This is a genomic window from Saccharothrix sp. 6-C (genome assembly GCF_016695385.1).
In the GTDB taxonomy this organism is placed as follows: Bacteria; Actinomycetota; Actinomycetes; order Mycobacteriales; family Pseudonocardiaceae; genus Actinosynnema; species Actinosynnema texasense.
Window position 1 is genome coordinate 8,262,072 of record NZ_CP064192.1, and the last position, 19,151, is coordinate 8,281,222.

20 protein-coding genes are annotated in these 19,151 nt (G+C 68.9%); 8 read left to right on the forward strand and 12 right to left on the reverse strand.

Going from position 1 to position 19,151, the window contains the following annotated elements; all coding sequences use genetic code 11:
• The first annotated feature begins 87 nt into the window (after positions 1–87).
• Positions 88–711, forward strand: coding sequence for an SIMPL domain-containing protein (locus tag IOD16_RS36005; RefSeq protein WP_201437943.1), 624 nt, complete (start codon positions 88–90; stop codon positions 709–711).
• Between the two features lie 88 nt (positions 712–799).
• On the opposite strand, the gene IOD16_RS36010 is transcribed toward IOD16_RS36005, so the two are convergent.
• Both IOD16_RS36010 and IOD16_RS36015 read right to left on the reverse strand, forming a co-directional pair.
• On the reverse strand, positions 800–1,930 hold the full coding sequence (locus IOD16_RS36010; RefSeq protein ID WP_148088900.1) for an OmpA family protein: 1,131 nt from the start codon (positions 1,928–1,930) through the stop codon (positions 800–802).
• Between the two features lie 64 nt (positions 1,931–1,994).
• A complete protein-coding gene (locus IOD16_RS36015; RefSeq protein ID WP_201441712.1) occupies positions 1,995–3,263 on the reverse strand; it encodes an acetyl-CoA C-acetyltransferase in 1,269 nt (422 codons plus the stop codon).
• A gap of 94 nt (positions 3,264–3,357) precedes the next feature.
• Between IOD16_RS36015 and IOD16_RS36020 the strand changes: the two genes are divergently transcribed.
• Both IOD16_RS36020 and IOD16_RS36025 read left to right on the forward strand, forming a co-directional pair.
• The gene (locus tag IOD16_RS36020) at positions 3,358–4,695 is read left to right on the forward strand and encodes a 3-oxoacyl-ACP reductase (RefSeq protein WP_201437944.1); all 1,338 of its coding nucleotides are present in this window, start codon (positions 3,358–3,360) and stop codon (positions 4,693–4,695) included.
• Complete coding sequence (locus IOD16_RS36025) at positions 4,695–5,495, forward strand: MaoC family dehydratase (RefSeq protein ID WP_201437945.1); 801 nt, start codon at positions 4,695–4,697, stop codon at positions 5,493–5,495. Before IOD16_RS36020 ends, IOD16_RS36025 begins: the two co-directional genes overlap by 1 nt.
• Here the strand turns inward: IOD16_RS36025 and IOD16_RS36030 are convergent.
• Positions 5,485–5,916, reverse strand: coding sequence for a MarR family winged helix-turn-helix transcriptional regulator (locus tag IOD16_RS36030; RefSeq protein WP_170185181.1), 432 nt, complete (start codon positions 5,914–5,916; stop codon positions 5,485–5,487). The genes IOD16_RS36025 and IOD16_RS36030 overlap by 11 nt on opposite strands.
• Before the next feature lie 123 nt (positions 5,917–6,039).
• Here IOD16_RS36030 and IOD16_RS36035 point away from each other — a divergent pair, with 123 nt between their 5' ends.
• Positions 6,040–6,966, forward strand: a complete 927-nt coding sequence (locus IOD16_RS36035; protein WP_201437946.1) for an alpha/beta hydrolase — start codon at positions 6,040–6,042, stop codon at positions 6,964–6,966.
• Here IOD16_RS36035 and IOD16_RS36040 read toward each other — a convergent pair.
• Complete coding sequence (locus IOD16_RS36040; protein WP_201437947.1) at positions 6,963–7,646, reverse strand: TetR/AcrR family transcriptional regulator; 684 nt, start codon at positions 7,644–7,646, stop codon at positions 6,963–6,965. The two genes, IOD16_RS36035 and IOD16_RS36040, sit on opposite strands and share 4 nt — an antisense overlap.
• A 99-nt stretch (positions 7,647–7,745) precedes the next feature.
• Between IOD16_RS36040 and IOD16_RS36045 the strand changes: the two genes are divergently transcribed.
• Positions 7,746–8,390, forward strand: coding sequence for an SCP2 sterol-binding domain-containing protein (locus IOD16_RS36045; RefSeq protein WP_201437948.1), 645 nt, complete (start codon positions 7,746–7,748; stop codon positions 8,388–8,390).
• Between the two features lie 7 nt (positions 8,391–8,397).
• Positions 8,398–9,612 (forward strand): acyl-CoA dehydrogenase family protein, encoded by a 1,215-nt coding sequence (locus IOD16_RS36050; protein ID WP_201437949.1) that lies wholly within the window; start codon positions 8,398–8,400, stop codon positions 9,610–9,612.
• A 21-nt stretch (positions 9,613–9,633) separates the two neighbouring features.
• Here the strand turns inward: IOD16_RS36050 and IOD16_RS36055 are convergent, their stop codons facing one another.
• The 7 genes from IOD16_RS36055 to IOD16_RS36085 form a co-directional block, all read right to left on the reverse strand.
• Positions 9,634–10,815 carry a tyrosine-type recombinase/integrase gene (locus IOD16_RS36055; RefSeq protein ID WP_328809386.1) on the reverse strand — a complete coding sequence of 394 codons (1,182 nt, stop codon included), beginning with the start codon at positions 10,813–10,815 and terminating at the stop codon, positions 9,634–9,636.
• 81 nt (positions 10,816–10,896) lie between these two features.
• On the reverse strand, positions 10,897–11,091 hold the full coding sequence (locus IOD16_RS36060) for a helix-turn-helix transcriptional regulator (RefSeq protein WP_184926377.1): 195 nt from the start codon (positions 11,089–11,091) through the stop codon (positions 10,897–10,899).
• Between the two features lie 21 nt (positions 11,092–11,112).
• Complete coding sequence (locus IOD16_RS36065; RefSeq protein WP_328809387.1) at positions 11,113–12,681, reverse strand: replication initiator; 1,569 nt, start codon at positions 12,679–12,681, stop codon at positions 11,113–11,115.
• Between the two features lie 35 nt (positions 12,682–12,716).
• Positions 12,717–14,228, reverse strand: coding sequence for an FtsK/SpoIIIE domain-containing protein (locus IOD16_RS36070; protein ID WP_201441714.1), 1,512 nt, complete (start codon positions 14,226–14,228; stop codon positions 12,717–12,719).
• Positions 14,229–14,953: 725 nt separating this feature from the next.
• Positions 14,954–15,172, reverse strand: a complete 219-nt coding sequence (locus tag IOD16_RS36075) for a transcriptional regulator (RefSeq protein ID WP_236594584.1) — start codon at positions 15,170–15,172, stop codon at positions 14,954–14,956.
• 77 nt (positions 15,173–15,249) lie between these two features.
• Entirely contained in the window at positions 15,250–15,546 is a 297-nt protein-coding gene (locus IOD16_RS36080; protein WP_201437951.1) for an AMED_5909 family protein, read from the reverse strand.
• Between the two features lie 272 nt (positions 15,547–15,818).
• Positions 15,819–16,277 (reverse strand): hypothetical protein, encoded by a 459-nt coding sequence (locus tag IOD16_RS36085; RefSeq protein ID WP_201437952.1) that lies wholly within the window; start codon positions 16,275–16,277, stop codon positions 15,819–15,821.
• Positions 16,278–16,503: 226 nt separating this feature from the next.
• Here IOD16_RS36085 and IOD16_RS36090 point away from each other — a divergent pair, with 226 nt between their 5' ends.
• Positions 16,504–17,346 (forward strand): GntR family transcriptional regulator, encoded by an 843-nt coding sequence (locus IOD16_RS36090; protein ID WP_201437953.1) that lies wholly within the window; start codon positions 16,504–16,506, stop codon positions 17,344–17,346.
• Positions 17,343–18,053 carry an HAD family hydrolase gene (locus IOD16_RS36095; protein ID WP_201437954.1) on the forward strand — a complete coding sequence of 237 codons (711 nt, stop codon included), beginning with the start codon at positions 17,343–17,345 and terminating at the stop codon, positions 18,051–18,053. Before IOD16_RS36090 ends, IOD16_RS36095 begins: the two co-directional genes overlap by 4 nt.
• A gap of 13 nt (positions 18,054–18,066) precedes the next feature.
• Here IOD16_RS36095 and IOD16_RS36100 read toward each other — a convergent pair whose 3' ends face one another.
• On the reverse strand, positions 18,067–19,137 hold the full coding sequence (locus IOD16_RS36100) for a DNA cytosine methyltransferase (RefSeq protein WP_201437955.1): 1,071 nt from the start codon (positions 19,135–19,137) through the stop codon (positions 18,067–18,069).
• Positions 19,138–19,151 lie beyond the last annotated feature (14 nt).

Genomic DNA, 19,151 nt, shown 5'->3' on the forward strand with positions numbered 1-19,151 from the left:
ATACTCACGCCGTGTCGACCGGTATTCGTCAATCTAGTGTTGAAGCTATATAGCGCTATCGAGTGACATCGCCGGTAGCGTCGTGCCATGGCTGAGGTGGTGACGAAGGGCGTCGGCAAGGTCGAGCGGACCGCCGACCGCGCCGAGGTGCAGGTGAGCTTCGAGACGCTGGGTTCGACGCGCGACGAGGCGGTGCGGCTGCTGACCGCGCGGATCGCCGAGGTGGAGCCGGCGCTCGGCCGGCCGGGCGTCGAGGTGCGGTCGCGGCAGCTCAACGTGCACGACAACTGGGACGGCAGGCGTCGCTCGGGCAGCCGCGCCATGCAGAACTACGTGGTGCGGGTCGACGACGTCACCGGGCTCGACGGGCTGCTGGGCGCGCTCGTGACCGCCGAGCCGACGTGGCTGAACGGGCCGACGTGGCAGCTCAAGGACGACGTGGAGGCCGTCCGGGAGGCGCAGGGAGAGGCCGTGCGCGACGCGCGGCGGCGGGCCGAGGGCTATGCGGAGGCCCTCGGCGCGCGGCTGGGTCCGCTGCACCGGCTGACCGACGGTGACGCCGAGGCGTGGGCCGCCGAGTCGAACCGGATGATGGCGGCCGGGTTCGGCGGCGCGCCGGGCGTGCCGCCGCAGATGGACCAGCTCAACCTGGAGGCGCAGCGGATCGTGGTCACGGTCCGCTGCACGGCCGCGTGGACCCTCCTCGACTGACGCCCCGCGGTGTGCTGAGCGTTCAACTCGGGTGTTCCGAACGCAGGACACGCGTGTCCTGAACGTAGGACACGCGCGGTCTGGAGGGTCAGCTGCTCGACTTGGGGTCGGCCAGCTCGACCACGACGGAGCGGTTGCGGGCGGCGGCGTCGGGGATCAGGTCGCCCGCGTCGTCGAGGTCGACGGCCAGCGGCGAGGTGAAGCCCGCACCGAACACCTCGGTGAACGCCGCCCGGCTCACGCCGAGCTCCACCAGCGTCGACACCACCCGCTGGCCGCGCCGCCGGGTCAGGTCGGCCGCCGCCTCGGCCGACACCGTGCTGGCCGTGCGGGCGATGACCCGCGCGGTGGTGCGGCCGTCGAACTTCTTCGCCACCTCGGCCAGCACCTCCCGCGCCCCCGGCGCGAGCTCGTCGCTCCAGGCCTTGAACAGCACGGCGCTCGGCAGGTGCACCAGCCCGTCCTGGTGCACGACCTGGCCCACGTCCACGACCGGCACGTCGGCCCGGCCGATCGACGCGCCGCCGGGCACCGGCTCGGTGTCGTGCGTGCAGCTCTTCGCGCCGAACTTCGCGCAGATCCCGAGCCACACCCCGACCAGCGACTCCCGCGCGGCGGGCGGCAGCTGCGGCTGGTCGCCGGCCACCTGGCCGAGCCCGGAGAAGATCACGTCCTTGCCGGTCAGCTCGGGCAGGGTGTCGTCCGGCACCGACGCCACCACGGCGGCCACGTCGAAGTCCAGCCCGAGCCGGGTCAGGTCGAGCGGCTCGGTGGTCTGCAACCCGCTGCTCTGCAGCACGAGCACCGCCGGCCCCGCCGTCGAGGCCATGTCCGCCAGCACCGACAGCGGGTCGAGGTCGCCGCTGCTGCCGCCGAGCCCGCTGAGCTGACCGGTGAGCCGGGCCAGGTTCTGCTCGAAGCCGAGCTCGCGCAGCGCCGAGTCGCTCTCGACGTCGTTGCCGTCCCGGACGGTGAAGTCCTCGTCCGAGTAGGCGCTGCCCGAGTCCTCGCCCTGCCGGTACACGACGACCCTGGTCGCGCCCTGGTCGACGGCCTCCGACAGCCGCTCGACGACGGTCCTGGTGAGTTCGACCCGGGGCTCGTTGGCCGACGCGGTCACCCCGATGCGCACGGTGGTGGCTTCGCGGGGAGCCTCCCCGCAGGCAGCACAAGCCGCCGCCACCAGCACGACTGCGGCGAAGAGCCGTGAGTGGTTCATGCATTGGAAACGGAATGAGAACGCGTTGTGTTACCAATAACACCCGTTCGGCCTAACGGAGGCGTCAACGCTCCACGATCGCCGTAACGCCCTGACCACCCGCCGCACAGATCGAGATCAGTCCGCGACCCGAGCCGCGCTCCGCCAGGAGCTTCGCCAGCGTGGCCACGATCCGCGCGCCGGTCGCGGCGAACGGGTGCCCGGCGGCCAGCGACGAGCCGTTGACGTTGAGCTTCGCCCGGTCGATCGGGCCGAGCGGCGCGTCCAGCCCGAGCCTGCCCTTCGCGAAGTCCGCGTCCTCCCACGCCTTCAACGTCGCCAGCACCTGGGACGCGAACGCCTCGTGGATCTCGTAGAAGTCGAAGTCCGCCAGCGTCAGCCCGGCCCGGGCCAGCATCCGAGGCACCGCGTAGGCGGGCGCCATCAGCAGTCCCTCGCCGCCGTGCACGTAGTCGACCGCCGCCGTCTCGGTGAACGTCAGGTAGGCCAGCACCGGCAGGTTCCGCGACGCCGCCCACTGTTCCGACGCCAGCAGCACGGTCGACGCGCCGTCGCTGAGCGGCGTGGAGTTGCCCGCCGTCATGGTCGCGCCGTCGCCGCGGCCGAACACCGGCTCGAGCCTCGCCAGCTTCTCCACCGACGAGTCCGGCCGCAGGTTCTGGTCCCTGGTCAGCCCGAGGTGCGGCGTGACCAGGTCGTCGAAGAACCCCCGGTCGTACGCGGCGGCGAGGTTGCGGTGGCTGGCGGCGGCCAGCTCGTCCTGGTCCTCGCGCGTGATGCCCCACTCGCGGGCGGTGATCGCCGCGTGCTCGCCCATGGACAGCCCGGTGCGCGGCTCGCCGTTGCGCGGCACGTCCGGCACGACGTGCCGGGGCCGCAGCTTCAGCGCCGCCTTGAGCTTCGCGCCCGCGCCGCGCGCCCGGTTGAACTCCAGCAGGACGCCGCGCAGGTCCTCGTTCACGCCGATCGGCGCGTCGCTGGTGGTGTCCACGCCGCCGGCCACGCCGACCTCGATCTGCCCGAGCGCGATCTTGTTCGCCACCGCGATCACGGCCTGCAAGCCGGTGCCGCACGCCTGCTGGAGGTCGTAGGCGGGCGTCTCGGCGGACAGCCTGCTGCCCAGCACGGCCTCGCGGACCAGGTTGAAGTCCCGGCTGTGCTTGAGCACCGCGCCCGCGACGACCTCGCCGAGCCGTTCGCCCCGCAGGCCGAACCGGCTGACCAGGCCGTCCAGGGTCGCGGTGAACATGTCCTGGTTCGACGCCGCGGCGTAGGGGCCGTTCGAGCGGGCGAACGGGATGCGGTTGCCGCCGAGGATGGCTACTCGGGCCATGTCGTCCTCCAGGGTGTGGCCGATGGGTGCGTGCAAGGTCAATGCTAGCTACTCATCAGTAGACTTACTAGCGAGTAGGGAGTGTGATGTCCGCATGGATCGTTACCAGTCGTTCGCCAGGTCCGGCCTCGGGCGGTTCGTCGTGGGCAAGCTAGGTCTGCCCGACCCTCACCCGTTGCGCCGCCACTCGCCCGGCAAGCCCCCGTTGGACGGACCCGTCCTGGTCGGCGGTGGCGGCCGGCTCGCCGACGCCGTCCGCGCGGCGGTGAAGTCCGCGGGCCTCGACCTGGCGCCCGACCCCGACGGCACGGGCCGCGGCGCGGCGGACGGCGAGCGGTACGGCGCGCTGGTGTTCGACGCGTCCGGCATCGACTCCGTCGAGCGGCTGCGCGAGCTGTACGAGTTCTTCCAGCCGGTGATCCGCTCCCTCGGGCCGTGCGGCCGGGTCGTCGTCTTCGGCACGCCGCCCGAGCAGGCCGGGTCGCAGATCGCGCAGCGCGCGCTGGAGGGCTTCACGCGCAGCGTCGGCAAGGAGCTCAAGCGCGGCGGCACGGCCCAGTTGGTGCAGGTCGCGCCCGGCGCCGAGACCGCGATCGAGTCCACCGTGCGCTTCCTGCTCTCGGGCCGCTCGGCGTACGTGTCCGGCCAGGTGGTGCGGATCGGACCGGCCGACGTCGAGCCGCCCACGGACTGGGACCGGCCGCTGGCCGGGAAGGTCGCGCTGGTCACGGGCGCGGCCCGCGGGATCGGCGCGGCGATCGCCGAGGTGCTGGGACGCGACGGCGCCGCGGTGGTGTGCCTGGACGTGCCCGCGCAGGGCGACGAGCTGTCCGCGGTGGCCAACCGGGTCGGCGGCACCGCGCTCCAGCTCGACATCACCGCGCCGGACGCGCCCGCGCGGATCGTCGAGCACCTCGTGCGGCGGCACGGCGGCGTGGACGTGGTCGTGCACAACGCGGGCATCACGCGCGACCGCACCCTCGGGCGGATGGACGCCGACCGGTGGGACGCCGTGGTCGCGGTGAACCTGGCGTCGCAGGAACGGGTCAACGAGGCCCTGCTCGCCGCCGACGCGGTGCGGCCCAACGGGCGGATCGTCGGCGTGTCGTCCATCGCGGGCATCGCGGGCAACGTCGGCCAGACCAACTACGCCACCACCAAGGCGGGGGTGATCGGCATGGTCGACTCGCTGTCGCGGCGGGTCGAGGGCCGGGCCACCGTGAACGCGGTCGCGCCCGGCTTCATCGAGACCAGGATGACCGCCGCGGTGCCGCTGGTCATCCGCGAGGCCGGGCGGCGGATGAACAGCCTGTCGCAGGGCGGCCTGCCGGTGGACGTCGCCGAGGCGATCGCCTGGTTCGCGCACCCGGCGTCGGCCGGGGTGACCGGCAACGTCGTGCGGGTGTGCGGGCAGAGCCTGCTGGGGGCGTGATGGCGAACCTGACCCTGCTCTACGCCAAGGCCGCGCTCACCGGGTTCACCCGGCGCGGCGACGCGCTGCCGCCGTCCTCTTCGGACGTCGAGGTGACCGTCGACCCCGGGCGCCTGGCCCGGTACAACCGGGTCTGCGGCTTCGGCGCGCGCGACGAGCTGCCGATCACCTATCCGCACGTGCTGGGGTTCGAGTCGCAGCTCAGGCTGATGACGGGCCCCGGTTTCCCGTTCCCGCTGCCCGGCCTCGTGCACGTGGCCAACCGGATCAGGCGGCGCCGGCCGCTGCGGGCGTCCGAGCCGCTGTCGCTGCACGTGGCGCTGGCCGACCTGCGGCCCCACGAGCGCGGGCGCCAGTTCGACGTGGTGACCACCGCGTCGGTGGACGGCGAAGAGGTGTGGGTCGATGTGTCGACTTATCTCCGCAGGGAAGGCAGGACGGCGAAGGAACCGGCGGCCCGGGCCGAACCGCCCGAGCCGACGGCCCGGTGGCGGCTGCCGGCCGACCTCGGGCGGCGGTACGCGGACGCGTCCGGCGACCGCAACCCCATCCACCTGCACCCGCTGACCGCCAAGGCGTTCGGCTTCCCCCGGGCCATCGCCCACGGGATGTGGTCGAAGGCGCGGTGCGTGGCCGCGTTCGAAGGACGGCTGCCCGACGCCTACGAGGTCGACGTGCGGTTCAAGGCGCCGATCCCGCTGCCGGGCGAGGTCGACTTCTCCGCCGCGCCCGCGGACGGCGGTTGGCGGTTCGCGCTGTGGTCGGACCGACCGCACCTGGAAGGCGTGATCAGCGGCTGACGTTGTCGGCCAGCGTGCGCAGGAGGACGCGCAGCCGGGCGGTGTCCTCCTCGCCCAGGTCCATCGCCTCGCCCATCGCGGGCGGCACGTCCTTGGCGCGCTCCCGCAGCCGGTCGCCCTCGTCGGTGAGCACCAGCCGGACCGAGCGCTCGTCGTCGGGACGGCGCTCGCGGCGGATCAGCCCCGCCGCCTCCAGCCGCTTGAGCAGCGGGGACAGGGTGCCGTAGTCGAGCTGGAGCGCGGCCGCGACGTCCTTGACCGGCACCGGGCCGCGTTCCCACAGCACCAGCAGCACCAGGTACTGCGGGTAGGTCAGGCCGAGGTCGTCCAGCAGCGGCCGGTACCGCGCGGTGACCGCCCGCGAGGCCGCGTAGAGCGCGAAGCAGAGCTGGTCGTCCAGGTCCAGGCTGAAGTCCCGCATGTGCGTCCCTCCCCTTGTGAGCGAGACCACGATACACCTGCACCCATTTAGATTGTGCACGATCTAATCGGGAGCTATGTTTTTGGTAGTCCGGTTCGACCGCACGACACCGAGGAGCCCGAGATGACCGTCCTGGAACCGGCCGCCGCCGAGTTCGCCGCCGCGACCGCCACCCCGCCGTACCTGTTCGACCTCGGCCCGGTCGAGGGCCGGCAGGCCGTGGACGGCGTGCAGGCCGGCGAGGTCTTCAAGCCCGAGGTCGACGAGGAGTGGGCGAGCGTCGGCGAGGTGCCCGTCCGGATCGTCCGGCCGGCCGGCGCGACCGGCGCGCTGCCCGTCGTCCTCTACGTCCACGGCGCCGGCTGGGTGTTCGGCAACGCCAAGACGCACGACCGGCTGGTGCGCGAACTGGCCGTCGGCACGGGCGCGGCCGTGGTGTTCCCCGACTACAGCCTCTCGCCCGAGGCGCACTACCCCGTCGCGCTGGAGGAGAGCTACGCCGTCGCCCGGTGGATCGTCGCCGAGGGCGCCGCGCGCGGGCTCGACGCGTCGCGCCTGGCCGTGGCGGGCGACTCGGTCGGCGGGAACATGGCGGCGGCGCTGACCCTGCTCGCCAAGGAGCGCGGTGACGTGGCGTTCAAGCAGCAGGTGCTGTTCTACCCGGTGACCGACGCGTCGTTCGACACGCCGTCGTACCGCGAGTTCGCCGAGGGCTACTTCCTGCGCCGCGACGCGATGCAGTGGTTCTGGGACCAGTACACGACGTCCGAGGCGCAGCGCGCGGAGATCACCGCGTCACCGCTGCGGGCCACCGCGGAGCAGCTCACCGGCCTGCCGCCGGCGTTGGTGATCACCGCCGAGGCCGACGTGCTGCGCGACGAGGGCGAGGCGTACGCGAACAAGCTGCGCGAGGCCGGCGTGCCGGTGACCGCGGTGCGCTACCAGGGCGTGATCCACGACTTCGTGATGCTGAACGCGCTGCGCGAGACCCACGCCGCCGAGGCCGCCATCGCCCAGGCCGTGGCCGTGCTCAAGAGCGCGTTGGCCTAGGCGTCCCCCTCCGGGTCGGAGCGCCGCGACGGCGGGTGCCACACGTCGCCCGCCACCAGGTCCCCGAAACCCATCCACACCAGGTTCATGAGCCGGGCGGCGACGACGCCGGCCGGCTCCTGGGGGTTGTCGAGCCACCAGTCGGCCAGCGACTCGCCCGCCCCGACCAGGGCCGCGGCCAGCGACTCGGCCTCCTTGTCGCCCGCCCGCGGCACGGTGGTGAAGTCCGACGAGTGCACCAGCAGCGCCGCCACCAGGCTGATCGCCCGGCCGCGCATGTCGGCCAGCTCCTCGGCGAACGGACCGCCCTGCGAGGACGCCTGCCGGTGCAGGACCTGCCAGCTCGCGCGGTTCTCGCCGACGAACCCGAAGAACGCCCGCAACCCGCTCCACAGCTGGACGTCCGGCGGCTCCTCGGCCTCGACGCCGGTCGCGATCGCCTCCATCATCCGGGTCGCCTCACGGCGGATGCAGGTGGCGAACAGCTCCTCCTTGGAGCCCAGGTAGGCGTACAGCATCGGTTTGGAGATGCCCGCGACCTCGGAGATCTCGTCCATGGACGCGGCGTGGAACCCCAACCGCGAGAAGACGTCCACCGCGGCGTCCATGATCTGCCGCTCGCGCACCGCGCGTGGCAGTCTCTTGGCCCGACCCGAGCGAACCGGTTGCTCTGCGTGCATCGCACCCCCTGGATGGCTGGGACAAGATTACTCTGAGCCCCTTGCCGCCTTACCTACTGGCCAGTAGGCTTACCTGCCAGTAGGTAGCGGAGGTGCCACATGACCATCGACCTCACCACCGAGGCGATCGCGAAGCTCGACCCGCAGGAGCTGATCTCGACGCTGCGGAAGGTCGATCCGGGCGACCCGGCGCTCAAGGACGTCGACATCGACGTCATCGCGCGCGGCATCGACCCGAAGAAGCTCGGCCGGGACGAGTTCGCCGACCTGCTCGACGCGCTGGGCGCGCTGGCCGACGGCGGGGCCGACCTCGACCTGGCCCGGATGGACCCGCAGAACTTCGCGCGGATCATCTCGCGCGCGTCCAAGGACCAGGTCGAAGCCGTGACGTCGCGGCCCGGCCTGCGCGAACGCGTGCTGGACGAGGTGTTCCGCCGCATGGAGGCGCACTTCCGCAGCGAACGCGCGGGCGCCACGCGCGCCGTCGTGCACTTCCGGCTGACCGGCGGGTTCGACGGCGACGACGTGTACGAGGCGATCATCGAGGACGCCGCGTGCACGATCAACAAGGAAGAGACCCGTGACCCCAGGGCCGTTGTCACGTTGGGACCGGTGGAGTTCCTGAAGCTCGCGACCGGCAACGCGTCGGCGCCGGTGCTGTTCATGACCGGCAAGCTGAAGGTCAAGGGCGACCTGGGCTTCGCGGCCGGGTTCATGAGCTTGTTCAACATTCCGAAGGCGTGAGGGGACCATGGGCGGTTTTTCGCTGGAGCTCAACGAGGACCAGGTCGACCTGCGCGAATGGGTGCACGGCTTCGCGAAGGACGTGATCCGGCCCGCGGCGGCGGAGTGGGACGAGCGCGAGGAGACGCCGTGGCCGGTGATCCAGGAGGCGGCGAAGATCGGCCTGTACGGGTTCGAGTCGCTGGCCACCTGGTTCGCCGACCCCATCGGCCTGTCGCTGCCGATCGCCACCGAGGAGCTGTTCTGGGGTGACGCCGGCATCGCGCTGGCGTTGATGGGCACCGGGTTGGCGGCGGCGGGGATCTTCGCGTCCGGCGCGCCCGAGCAGCTCGCCGAGTGGGTGCCCGAGTGCTTCGGCACGGAGGACGACCCCAAGCTGGCGGCGTTCTGCGCGTCCGAGCCGCAGGCGGGCTCCGACGTGGCGGGCTACCGGACGCGGGCGGTCTACGACGAGGCCACCGACGAGTGGGTGCTCAACGGGCAGAAGGCGTGGGCCACCAACGGCGGCATCGCCAACGTGCACGTGGTGACGGCGGTCGTCGACCCGGCGCTGGGCGCGCGCGGCCAGGCCGGCTTCGTCGTGCCGCCGGGCACGCGCGGGCTGTCGTCACCGGGGAAGATCAAGAAGCACGGGATGCGGGCGTCGCACACGGCGGACGTGTTCCTGGACGACGTGCGCGTGCCCGGCCGGTGCCTGCTGGGCGGCAAGGAGAAGCTGGACGCCCGGCTGGCCCGTGCCCGCGAGGGGCAGAAGGCCGGCGGGCAGGCGGCGATGGCGACGTTCGAGACGACCCGCCCGACCGTCGGCGCGATGGCGGTGGGCGTCGCGCGCGCGGCGTACGAGTACTCGCTGGAGTACGCGAAGGACCGCTCCGCGTTCGGCCGCAAGATCATCGAGAACCAGTCCATCGCGTTCGACCTGGCGAACATGAAGATGGAGATCGACGCCGCCCGCCTGCTGGTCTGGCGGGCGGCCTGGATGGGCCGCAACAACGTCCCGTTCACCGCGGGCGAGGGCTCGATGTCGAAGCTCAAGGCGGGCGAGGTCTCCGTGTGGGCGACGGAACGCGCGATCCACATCCTGGGCGGGGCCGGGTACACGCGCGAGCACCCGGTGGAGCGCATGCACCGCGACGCGAAGATCTTCACCATCTTCGAGGGCACGTCGGAGATCCAGCGGTTGGTGGTGGCCAGGGCCATTTCCGGGATGCACATCAAGTGAGTTGATCTCCCCAGGCCGTCGTCAGGCCGTCTGGGAGGTGGACGGGGTCTTCGGGACGCGGAAGACCCCGTCCACTGCTTTGCGGGCGCGTTCGTGGCTGGACGGCATCAGGTGCGTGTAGGTGCGGAGGGTGAAGCCGGGGTCCGCGTGGCCCAGGTACTCCGCCAGTTCCTTGATGGAGACGCCCTGCGCCAGGAGGACGGACGCATACAGGTGCCGCATGGCGTGCATGCCATCCTGCCGCTTGGCGTAGGTCAGCCCGGCCTGCTTGAACGCGGGCACCCAGACGACCTTGTTGAACAGGTCGCCGTTCCACGGCTTGCCGTCGTCGCGGACCATGAGCAGGTCGACCGTCGCTGGGTCACCGTTGGGCCGATCCCAGGGCAGCGTCACCGAGGTCGGCGGGAACATGTCCAGGTAGGCGTCAACGGCTGCCAGGACGCCTCTCGACAAGGGCACCTGGCGCGTCTTGTTCCGCTTGGGCAGCGAGAACACCAACGTGCGGTTGATCATCCTGACCTGGCGCTGGACGTTGATCACCATGGCGTCCCGGTCGATGTCGTCCGGCGAGAACGCCAGGATTTCGCCCTGCCGCAGGCCACAGCCAGCACCGAGCGGAGCCGTGATCTTGAAGCGCGGGTCCAGGGCCATCTGAAGCTTGTGGACCCGCGATTCCGCCCACGGTACGACCTTGCGTGACGACCGCTGAGGCCGCTTGATGCTGTTGACCTTGCACGGGTTGCGGTGGATGCGCCTGTCGTCCACGGCCGAGTTCATGATCGAGGACAGCGTCTCGAACAGCACGGCCTGATAGGTCGGCCCGAGGCCCTTCTCCTGCATGTCGCCCAGCCAGTCACGGACGAGCTGGGGAGTGATCGCGCCGACCTGGCGGTGCCCGAAGAACGGGTACACCTGACTGCGGAGCCGACTCTCGATCGTCTGCCTGGTGGCCACATCCGCCGAGTAGCCCTTCAGCCAGCTCTCCGCCTGGGCTTTGAACAGCACCTTTCCCGCGTTGGGGTCGATGTACTTCCCCTCGCGCTTGTCCGACTCCATTTCGATGAGGAAGTCTTCGGCCTTCTTCTTCTGCCGATCTGGGAAGCTCTTGGACCGCTCGACGCCATCCGGGTCGACATACCGCACCTTGTACCGCAGGCCGACGCCGTACAACGAGGTCTTGACCTTGGTGACCTGCTCAGTCACCGGGTCTTTGACCTCCTTCCACCAACGATCTTGAACATGCCCCATGGCACACCTCTCCCGTGTGTCGAATTGCCGAAATAGCTAGGCCGCGTCGAGGTCCAGGCCCTCGAACCACTCGCGGACCTTGGCCGGGTCCCACCGCAGGTGTTTGCCGACCTTCCGAGCCGGAGGCCCGTAGTTCTTGCTGCGCCAGCCACGAATGGTGTGCACCGGCACGCCGAGGAAGGCTGAGAGATCGTCAACGCCCCACAGCCGGTCGAACTCGTTCCCGCTCATTGCCGTCCCCCTCCCCACGTCTCAGGCCGCTTGTGGAACTGCCGAAAGATCGGGCGGTGCACCGCTGGCCGCCAGCAAGGCCCGGTCGTACTCCGCCTTCCAGGTCACGCGCTGGGCGATGGCGTGCATGAGCAGGTGCGCCCGAGGTGGCACGTTGGGGTCACCGGGCCGGACCTTGTGCCACACGAGCTGGGACGCGTCGGGTTCCGGCTTCTCGATGCCCACGGCCTTCAGCGCCTCGATGACGAACCGCTTCCGGTCGGCCCGGTGATCGGCCAGCGTCTTGCCCGACCACTTCCGCGACACCAACACCCGCCGACCAGGCAGGCCGAGCGTGGTCCGCCGATGTGCCCGCCCCTTGCAGTGGCCCGGAGTGGTCCGGGAGCCGACACCGCGCGGTTGGACGCCGTAGAGGAGCCAGACCGGGCAGCGATCGGAGCAGGGCGTCACAGCGAGCTCGTCCGCTAGTCGGTCAGCGTGTCGGCGCTGGCGGTCGGTGGACTGCTCGACCACTTCACCAATGGACTTGGTGAGGTACTTGGTCAGGTAGCCGATGTGGCGTCCGGCCTCTTCCGAGCCGCCGAGAATGCCCTTGGAGTGCACCTGCCGGCCGAAGGTCACCACGTGCGCCGGCTCCTCCACGGCCTCGACCGCATCGGCCCAAGCCGTCAGTGGCTTGCGCGTGTCCGGGTCGACGAACGCTTCCTCCCGCGCGTCCCAGACCGGCAGGTGGTCGCCGCCATAGAGCCGTTCGTCGTGGTTGGGCCACCAGACCTGGTGGTAGGTGGCAGCGGTGACCAGCCGGATGATCTCGTGGGGGATCGAACCGCGGATTGCCGCATGAAGGTGTGGCGCCGCTCGCTTCTGGGGTTCGACCGTGGCGAAGTACTGCACGTCCCACCCGACGACCCGCCGCAGGTTCTGCCACCACCGGTCCACCAGCGAGGCGAAGTGCACCGCGTCCCGAGCCGCCCGCCGGTAGTCATACGTGTCCGGGTCGACCGGAGTCCCGTCATCACGCACGCGCCCGTAGGTGTCCAGAGTGAGCGTGACGAACATCGAGGGCCGGAAGCCTCCCGCGTACTCCCGGCCCACCGTGCGCTTCTCGACCCGCCGCCGAGGCAGGTTCGGCGCGTCTTGCCGCCGCCTCGTGGACCGCTTCACCGGCCGCTTCGACGGTACGTCGGGCGAAGGGAAGCGGCCCCGGACGCCGAGTTGCCGAAGTTCCGCGTCGACCGAGTGAATCTCCTCCCGCAACTCGTCCGCGTCACCGGCCGCCCCGACGTCGACCGCCTCCCGGTACGCCTTGACCAGATCGGCCCGGAACGTCAGCAGCTCCTTCTGGTCCTCGGTCGGCGCGGTCGGGGTGAAGTCGGGTTCCTCGGCCATGTGCCAGCCCTCACGGCACTGAGCCATCCGCAACGCCTTGGCCTTCTTCGCGCACGGCGCACAGACACTCTCGACCGTCGACCCGCAGGGCACGGCGACGTAGCGGACTTCGTAGGTGGCACGGTCCTCGACCTCCATCGTGAACGGCCGCACGCACACGCCGTGCTGCTCCGCCGCAGCCTTGACCACGTCCAGCGCCATCGGCTGACGCATCCGCTCAGCCCGCGTACCCGTCGTCACGCCGCCACCTCCTCGGCACCGTCCGGCTTGGTCGGGAACGGCCGCACCTCGGCAGGCCGGAAGTAGTCGCGCAGCGTCGCCAGGTCCGCATCGGTGACGTGGAAGGCCCGAGCCCGGTCCGGTTCCCGCTGACCGTCCTGCTTGACCCAGGCGACACCGGGCGTGTTCTCGCTGATCTCGTGAGCCGCCGCCCCACGCTGGCGAACACCATCGCCAAGCACCATGTCCACCTGCTGTGGCTCATCGAGCCGCAGGGCAACGCGGGTGCTGAACAGGTGCCGGAAGGAGACGACCTCCTTGCGCGGGTCCTGGACCAGGCCGACGAGCACGTAGCCCGGAGCCCGTCCCTGGGAGGCGATCGTCTGCACAGCTCGTGCCGCACGTTCCCGGAGCTGCTTGTCCGTCTGGTAGGCGATGACGTCCGCCAGCTCGTCCACGATGAGCACGGTCAACGGCTCACCGGTGTCCCGAGCCCACAGCCGCCGAATGCCCCGGTATCGCGCCGCCCGTTCCTTCACCTCAGCGGCGATTTCCTCCAGCAGCTCGACCGCGTCCGCGCCGCTGCCGAACACCAAGCGATCGAAGGCGTCGGGCACCTGGCCCAGCTCCATGCCGCCCTTGGGGTCGATCCCGACCAGGCGAACCAGTCCCGCCCGAACCGCCGGCGCGAGCTGCCACACGATCGACCACAACACCGAGCCCTTACCGGCACCAGGCACGCCGACCACGAGCACCTGAGACCCGAGCAACCGCAGCCGCCACGGCTTACCGGTCTCCGTCCGCCCGACGACCACCCGCTTGAAGTCGACGTCGGCCGAGCCCTCCAACGCGGGGACGGACACCGGCCGCACCAGCGGGTCAGCGTGCACGAAGTCCAGTTCGAGCAGCCGTGGCCGCAGCACCCGAACCCGGCACGAGCGAGCGCCGAACGAGTGCGCCAGGCTGTCCCGCCGCAGCTCCCACGCCTCAGGCGACTGGGCCGGGATCATCCGCACCCGAACCCGGTCCCGCCATCCCTCCGACCGGACCCGCCGCAGCTTGGGCCGGTACTCACGGCCCCGGTCGCGCTTGGCCAGGTCCGACAGCCGCATCACCGAACGCCACTTCGGCACGTACACCGTCGCCCGCCGCCACTCGGTGACCAGCCGGTACCAGCCGTGCCGCAGGAACGACCCACGATCCAGACCAGCCCAGATCAGCAGAGCCGCGACCAGCGACAACAGCGCCAGCACGAGTGGTGAGAGCCCGAACCGCCACCAGCACCAGGCCGCTGACGCGGGCACCAGCGTGACGACCGGGTAGCGCACGACAACGAGCACCAGGCGCACGACGCCGACCAACACAAGCCACACCAGCGCCACCAACGCCGCGATCCACTTGGCATTGCCCGGCACCAACACCCACCACGGCACCCGAGGCCGCACACCCTCGAACGGAGCCGGGTCGACCCACTTGCCGCCATTCACAGCACACCGCCCACAGCGACGGTGAAGATCAGCGGCAACCATCCCAGGCAGGCGCAGCAGTCGAGTTGGTTCGGGGCGTAGACACCGAACCGCTTGCACGACTGGCAGCGCCGACCGTTGGGCAACTTCCACAGACAGGCGGGGCGTCGACTTGACGTACGTCCCCCACGTACCGATACCCTTGACATGACCGGAATCCCTTGTGTGTCAACAAAAACGCATGGCATAGCCAGTCAGGTGAGTCGCAGGGAGACAGCCGAGCCCGCCAAGACCTGGACCGTCTCCCCGCGACCACACCCACCAGCCGCAGACTGTTCAGTTGTCATCAAGGCGTGCGCCATCACCACGCGACCGCATCGATCACGCGTTCCAGAGCAGCGCTATAGCGTCCTACCGACGAGGCGTGAGCGACTCAGCCTTATCCGGTCGCCGCCTCAGACGAGCGTCCGAGCGGAACTCGCCCCATGCCTGCGCGCCCACCGGTGTCAGCCGATACAGGTACGGCCCAGGGGATGATGAGGCAGCGCCCGACATCCGAGCCGCGTGGCCAGCCGCGACCACATCCCGCACAACCATGCGGACGGTGCGCACGTTCAGACCCGACGCGACCGACAGATCCCTCACCGACCAGATCCGCAGCCGCTGCCCGACCCATGCGGCCATCACCTCGGCCAGAGCACCCGCCGAGTAGCCGACGTTCCCGGCCGTACGCGCAACGCCCTCCGGGAGGTGCGCTCCCATCACCACCCGGTCAGGCCGCTCCCCACTCATGACGTCGGCCAATTCGACTCGACCTCGAACAAGTCCTCGAACCGCACCTCGATCGGCGCGAACGCCGCCAGCGCACCGGCGATGAACGCCGCACCAGGCCGCAGCTCACCCGTCAGCACCCGAGAGATGGTCGAGCGATTGACACCCATCGCAGGTGCCAACGCGTAGTCAGAGGTCAGCGCCGACCGCCGCGCCGCCCGCTGGAACTCCGCCACCCGCAGCCGCACCGTGTACTGACTGCCCCGACCGGACGGCCCAGGAGCACCCATCACCTTGGGCTTGGGACCCGCCGTCATTCGCCGCTCCCATCATGACCAAGGGCACCAGGAGCCAACGCCTTCGCGATCTCCTCACCCTTCTCCCGCTCCCGCTTGGCCCAGTACAACGCCTCGTGGTGGTGCCCACGGTCGATCTCCGCGACCCGCCCGTACACCTCGGCCGACCCCAGGTAGAAGTCACGCCACCGCCTTCGATCCGCCGCCGGCGCGGGCATCACCTTCACCAGTGCGTCATGCGCACCCTGCAACGTCGTGACAGCTCTCGCCCTGCGCCACAGCTCGTCTTGCGAAACGCGCTGGTCCTTGCTCATGTCCCGTCCTCGTCCGGGTTGACACGGGCACGCTCGATCCGCGCCCGACGATCGAACTCCTCAGCAGCGACAGCACAGGCGTGACGAGCCCACAACGGCACGCCCAAATCAGCGGCCAGCACCCGCCACGCCCACGCCACCGCCGCGTAGCTGTCAGCCAGCCGAAGCACCGGTAACCGACCGTCCGAACCGGACGCCTCGAACAGGGCCTCGGTCTGCTCCGCGTACGCGAGGTTCCACCGGGCGACCGCCTCACGAGACGGCCGCACCACCTACGCCGCCTTCTGCTCGCCCTGGGGCTTCTCCGCACGCTTCGGAGCAGCACCCACCTGCGGCGACACGATCCCCGTAGCCCGGATCGTGAACCCCTGGTACTTGTACCGATCCCCCATCACCCGCGGCTCAACCGTCAGCCCCTCGAACGCCACCGGCCGCACCTCGACACCCGGCATCACCTGCACGGCCTGCGGCGGCACCGGCTGCACGTCCGCCAGGACCGTCACCGTCACCGACGCGTCCCGCTCCTTCTCTGCGGACGGGTCCGTCACCACGACCTTCCACTGCCGCTTACCCGTGCGCTCGTCCACACGCTGCTTGGCCTGCCGACCGCGCCCCTTGTCCTCCGCGCTCATGTACTCCATGTCCGGCGCGACCTCACCGACCATCAAGGCCCCTTGGGGGAAGACCTGGTCGAACGTCGCCTCGAACCGAGTCCCGTACGGAACCGCCACCAGCCACCTCCGTCACCTTGCCAGCCTGCCTATGCGGGCTAGCCATGTTCCGAGCGTAAGACAGCTTGGCTAGCCAAGTCAAGCAAGTGGGCTGCCGTCAGCCCATCGAGCTAGCTCTCTAGGCGGTCTAGCCAAGTGCGAACTGACGCTGCGAACATGGTGCGAACAGACCGCTTTGCGGCGCTTTGCGTCCCGCTTTGCACTGGACGACACCAGACGAGGAGTCATGGCACTCGACCCGGATGACCCGCGACCGCCGTACGTACAGGTCGCCAACGCCCTGCGCGCCGCCATCCTGACCAAGGTCTTCAAGGCAGGCGACAAGCTGCCGTCTCGCGCTGAGCTCGCGAAGAAGTACGACGTCGCACCGATGACCGTGCAGAGCGCCCTACGCGAGTTGCGCGACGAGGGCTTGATCGTCTCCCGACAGGGCAGCGGCGTGTTCGTCCGCGAGCGCACCGAGCGCCCGGTCGGCCTGCGCCCGCACATCGAGCAGGCGTTCACGTCCGACCGCGTGACGATCGACTTCGCCGGCTTCTCCGGCGAAACCCTCCACGGCATCCTTCAAGAGCCGCTGGACAAGATCCGCATCGGCCGACTCACACCAGAGACGATCCACGTCCGCATCCTGGTCCCAGACCCCACCGTCCCGTGGTCCGTCCCCTGCACCGTCGAGGACCGCTCCGACAGCCCAGCCTTCCGCGAACGCGCCGCCGAGATCATGCGCCGCCACACCCTCGCCATCGTGGACAACGTCACCGAACTGGGCGAGCTCGGCCTGGTCAAGGAAGCCACAGCAGAGATCCGCGTCCACCCAGCGGCACCACTCTTCAAGCTCTACCTCATCAACAACGCCGAAGCGTTTTTCGGCTTCTACCCGGTCCGTGAGCACGTCCTGTCGCTGGGCGGACAGCCTCAGGCCATCTACGACCTGATGGGCAAGGACGCCGTCCTCTTCCACCACAGCACCACCGACGACGACACCAGCACCGGCAGCCAATACGTCGACCAGGCCCGTACATGGTTCGACAGCCTGTGGAACACGATTGCCACGGAGTACCAGCGATGACCGATAGTCGCACCCAGATTGACGACGTTCGTTCTCTGCATGAGGTACTACACAAAGCGAAAGCACTCCTGCTGGATTTCGATGGGCCGCTCTGCTCGGTTTTCGCAGGTGTTCCAGCTAATCGCGCAGCAGGAGACCTCAAGGCTTTACTCGCGACCACTACTCAGGCAGATATCCCCCCGGCGCTCGAACTCTCCGACGACCCGTTCGACGTTCTGCACTACGCGAACACGCTCACAACAGAGGTCGCACGCCTTATCGAAGCTACGTTGACTTCACACGAAGTTGAGGCGATTTCGGTTACGCAACCCACGCCGTACTCCATCGAGTTTGTGAGCCGTAGTAGCCGTATCGGAAAGCTACTTGCAGTGGTCAGCAATAACAGCACCTCAGCGGTATCGGCTTACCTCAACCGGTTCGGACTGGCCCAGTTCTTCTCCGGTACATTTGCGAGGTCTTTCGACAATGCGACACTACTCAAGCCGAACCCGTTTCTGCTGACACAGGCGATCACCTCACTAGATGTGAGACCTGAAGACTGCATCATGATCGGAGACTCTTCTACCGATCTCATAGCGGCGCAAGCCGCAGGGATCCGGGCGATCGCCTATGCTAACAAGCCGAGTAAGCTGGCGCGACTAAGGGAACACCAATCAGCCGGAATCATAACGACGATGTCAACGCTGCTTACATCATGGGACACATAACGACGATCTGGTGCTATGCGGCGCGAGCTTGCGAACGAGCTCGACTTCCTCGCCTTCTAACAGGAAGGCTGGAAATGATCGTTTCACCGATACGTTGCGCTAGAAGTGGAGGGACCGCGTTGCCTACTTGACGCCCTTTCGATGTCAAAGTCCCATGGAACTTGAAGTCGCGCGGAAATGTCTGCAGACAAGCCGCTTCACGGAGACTAATGGCTCGCGGTTGATCAGGATGACCATAACGCCCGTTCGAGTAGCTTAGGCAGCGGGTTGTCATTGCGGAAGCGGGCCGGTCCCATGCCAGACGCCCATACACGTCCGAGTGTCCCGAGTGGCCGCGGTGGCAGTCAAGAAGCAGATCTTCGCCCCAGGTTTCACGGCCTTTACCTTCAGCGGTGGCAAGAATACGCTTAAGATTGATCGCCGATAGCGACATGGCGGCATGATCCGGGTCGTTAGGATCCGTTTCTCCGGCCTCAAGATAAGGAAGACCGCTAGCCCAATCACGGAATGTGGCGGCTTTCCTGCCACTACCCGGCCCGTGTGTCGGCTGCGGAATGAGCGCCATTGTTCCTCTTGCCGCAACTAGGACCAGGCGCTTCCTCATTTGTGGAACTCCGTAGTCAAGCGCCGAAAGCACCTTACATGCAACGTCATACCCGTGGCTTTCGAGAGCCTGGACAAAGCTGTTGAATGGGCCTGTATCACCGACCTTCTGCAGCCCCGGTACATTCTCGACCACGACGAAGTCCGGAGTCAACGCAAGAATAAACCTTTGAAACTCAGAGAGGAGAAACCGACGTGGATCATCCTGGGAAACGGATCTGTTCTGGGCGGAAAACGGCTGACACGGAGCGCAGCCCGAGAATAGGATCGGCGTTCGCTTCGGGAGGATCTTTTTGACCTCTTTAACCGTAAGCGTCCTGATGTCGCGCTCGAAGAAGTGCGCTTCAGGAAAGTTGGCACGATAAGTAGAAGCAGCATCAGGGTCATTATCAATACCCGCTACTATGGACATGCCAGCTTCACGGAAGCCAAGGCTGGTGCCTCCACAGCCTGAGAAGAAGTCCACTACTGCAACCGTCACGCTGGCCTCGTCCG

Bases quoted from the DNA above. Each gene is read 5' to 3' on its own strand.
- IOD16_RS36005 (WP_201437943.1), top strand. From the start codon at position 88: ATGGCTGAGGTGGTGACGAAGGGCGTCGGCAAGGTCGAGCGGACCGCC.
- IOD16_RS36070 (WP_201441714.1), bottom strand. From the start codon at position 14,228: ATGGTTGCCGCTGATCTTCACCGTCGCTGTGGGCGGTGTGCTGTGAAT.
- IOD16_RS36020 (WP_201437944.1), top strand. From the start codon at position 3,358: ATGGATCGTTACCAGTCGTTCGCCAGGTCCGGCCTCGGGCGGTTCGTC.
- IOD16_RS36090 (WP_201437953.1), top strand. From the start codon at position 16,504: ATGGCACTCGACCCGGATGACCCGCGACCGCCGTACGTACAGGTCGCC.
- IOD16_RS36035 (WP_201437946.1), top strand. From the start codon at position 6,040: ATGACCGTCCTGGAACCGGCCGCCGCCGAGTTCGCCGCCGCGACCGCC.
- IOD16_RS36065 (WP_328809387.1), bottom strand. From the start codon at position 12,681: ATGGCGCTGGACGTGGTCAAGGCTGCGGCGGAGCAGCACGGCGTGTGC.
- IOD16_RS36025 (WP_201437945.1), top strand. From the start codon at position 4,695: ATGGCGAACCTGACCCTGCTCTACGCCAAGGCCGCGCTCACCGGGTTC.
- IOD16_RS36030 (WP_170185181.1), bottom strand. From the start codon at position 5,916: ATGCGGGACTTCAGCCTGGACCTGGACGACCAGCTCTGCTTCGCGCTC.
- IOD16_RS36040 (WP_201437947.1), bottom strand. From the start codon at position 7,646: ATGCACGCAGAGCAACCGGTTCGCTCGGGTCGGGCCAAGAGACTGCCA.
- IOD16_RS36080 (WP_201437951.1), bottom strand. From the start codon at position 15,546: ATGAGCAAGGACCAGCGCGTTTCGCAAGACGAGCTGTGGCGCAGGGCG.
- IOD16_RS36050 (WP_201437949.1), top strand. From the start codon at position 8,398: ATGGGCGGTTTTTCGCTGGAGCTCAACGAGGACCAGGTCGACCTGCGC.
- IOD16_RS36060 (WP_184926377.1), bottom strand. From the start codon at position 11,091: ATGAGCGGGAACGAGTTCGACCGGCTGTGGGGCGTTGACGATCTCTCA.
- IOD16_RS36045 (WP_201437948.1), top strand. From the start codon at position 7,746: ATGACCATCGACCTCACCACCGAGGCGATCGCGAAGCTCGACCCGCAG.
- IOD16_RS36015 (WP_201441712.1), bottom strand. From the start codon at position 3,263: ATGGCCCGAGTAGCCATCCTCGGCGGCAACCGCATCCCGTTCGCCCGC.
- IOD16_RS36095 (WP_201437954.1), top strand. From the start codon at position 17,343: ATGACCGATAGTCGCACCCAGATTGACGACGTTCGTTCTCTGCATGAG.
- IOD16_RS36010 (WP_148088900.1), bottom strand. From the start codon at position 1,930: ATGAACCACTCACGGCTCTTCGCCGCAGTCGTGCTGGTGGCGGCGGCT.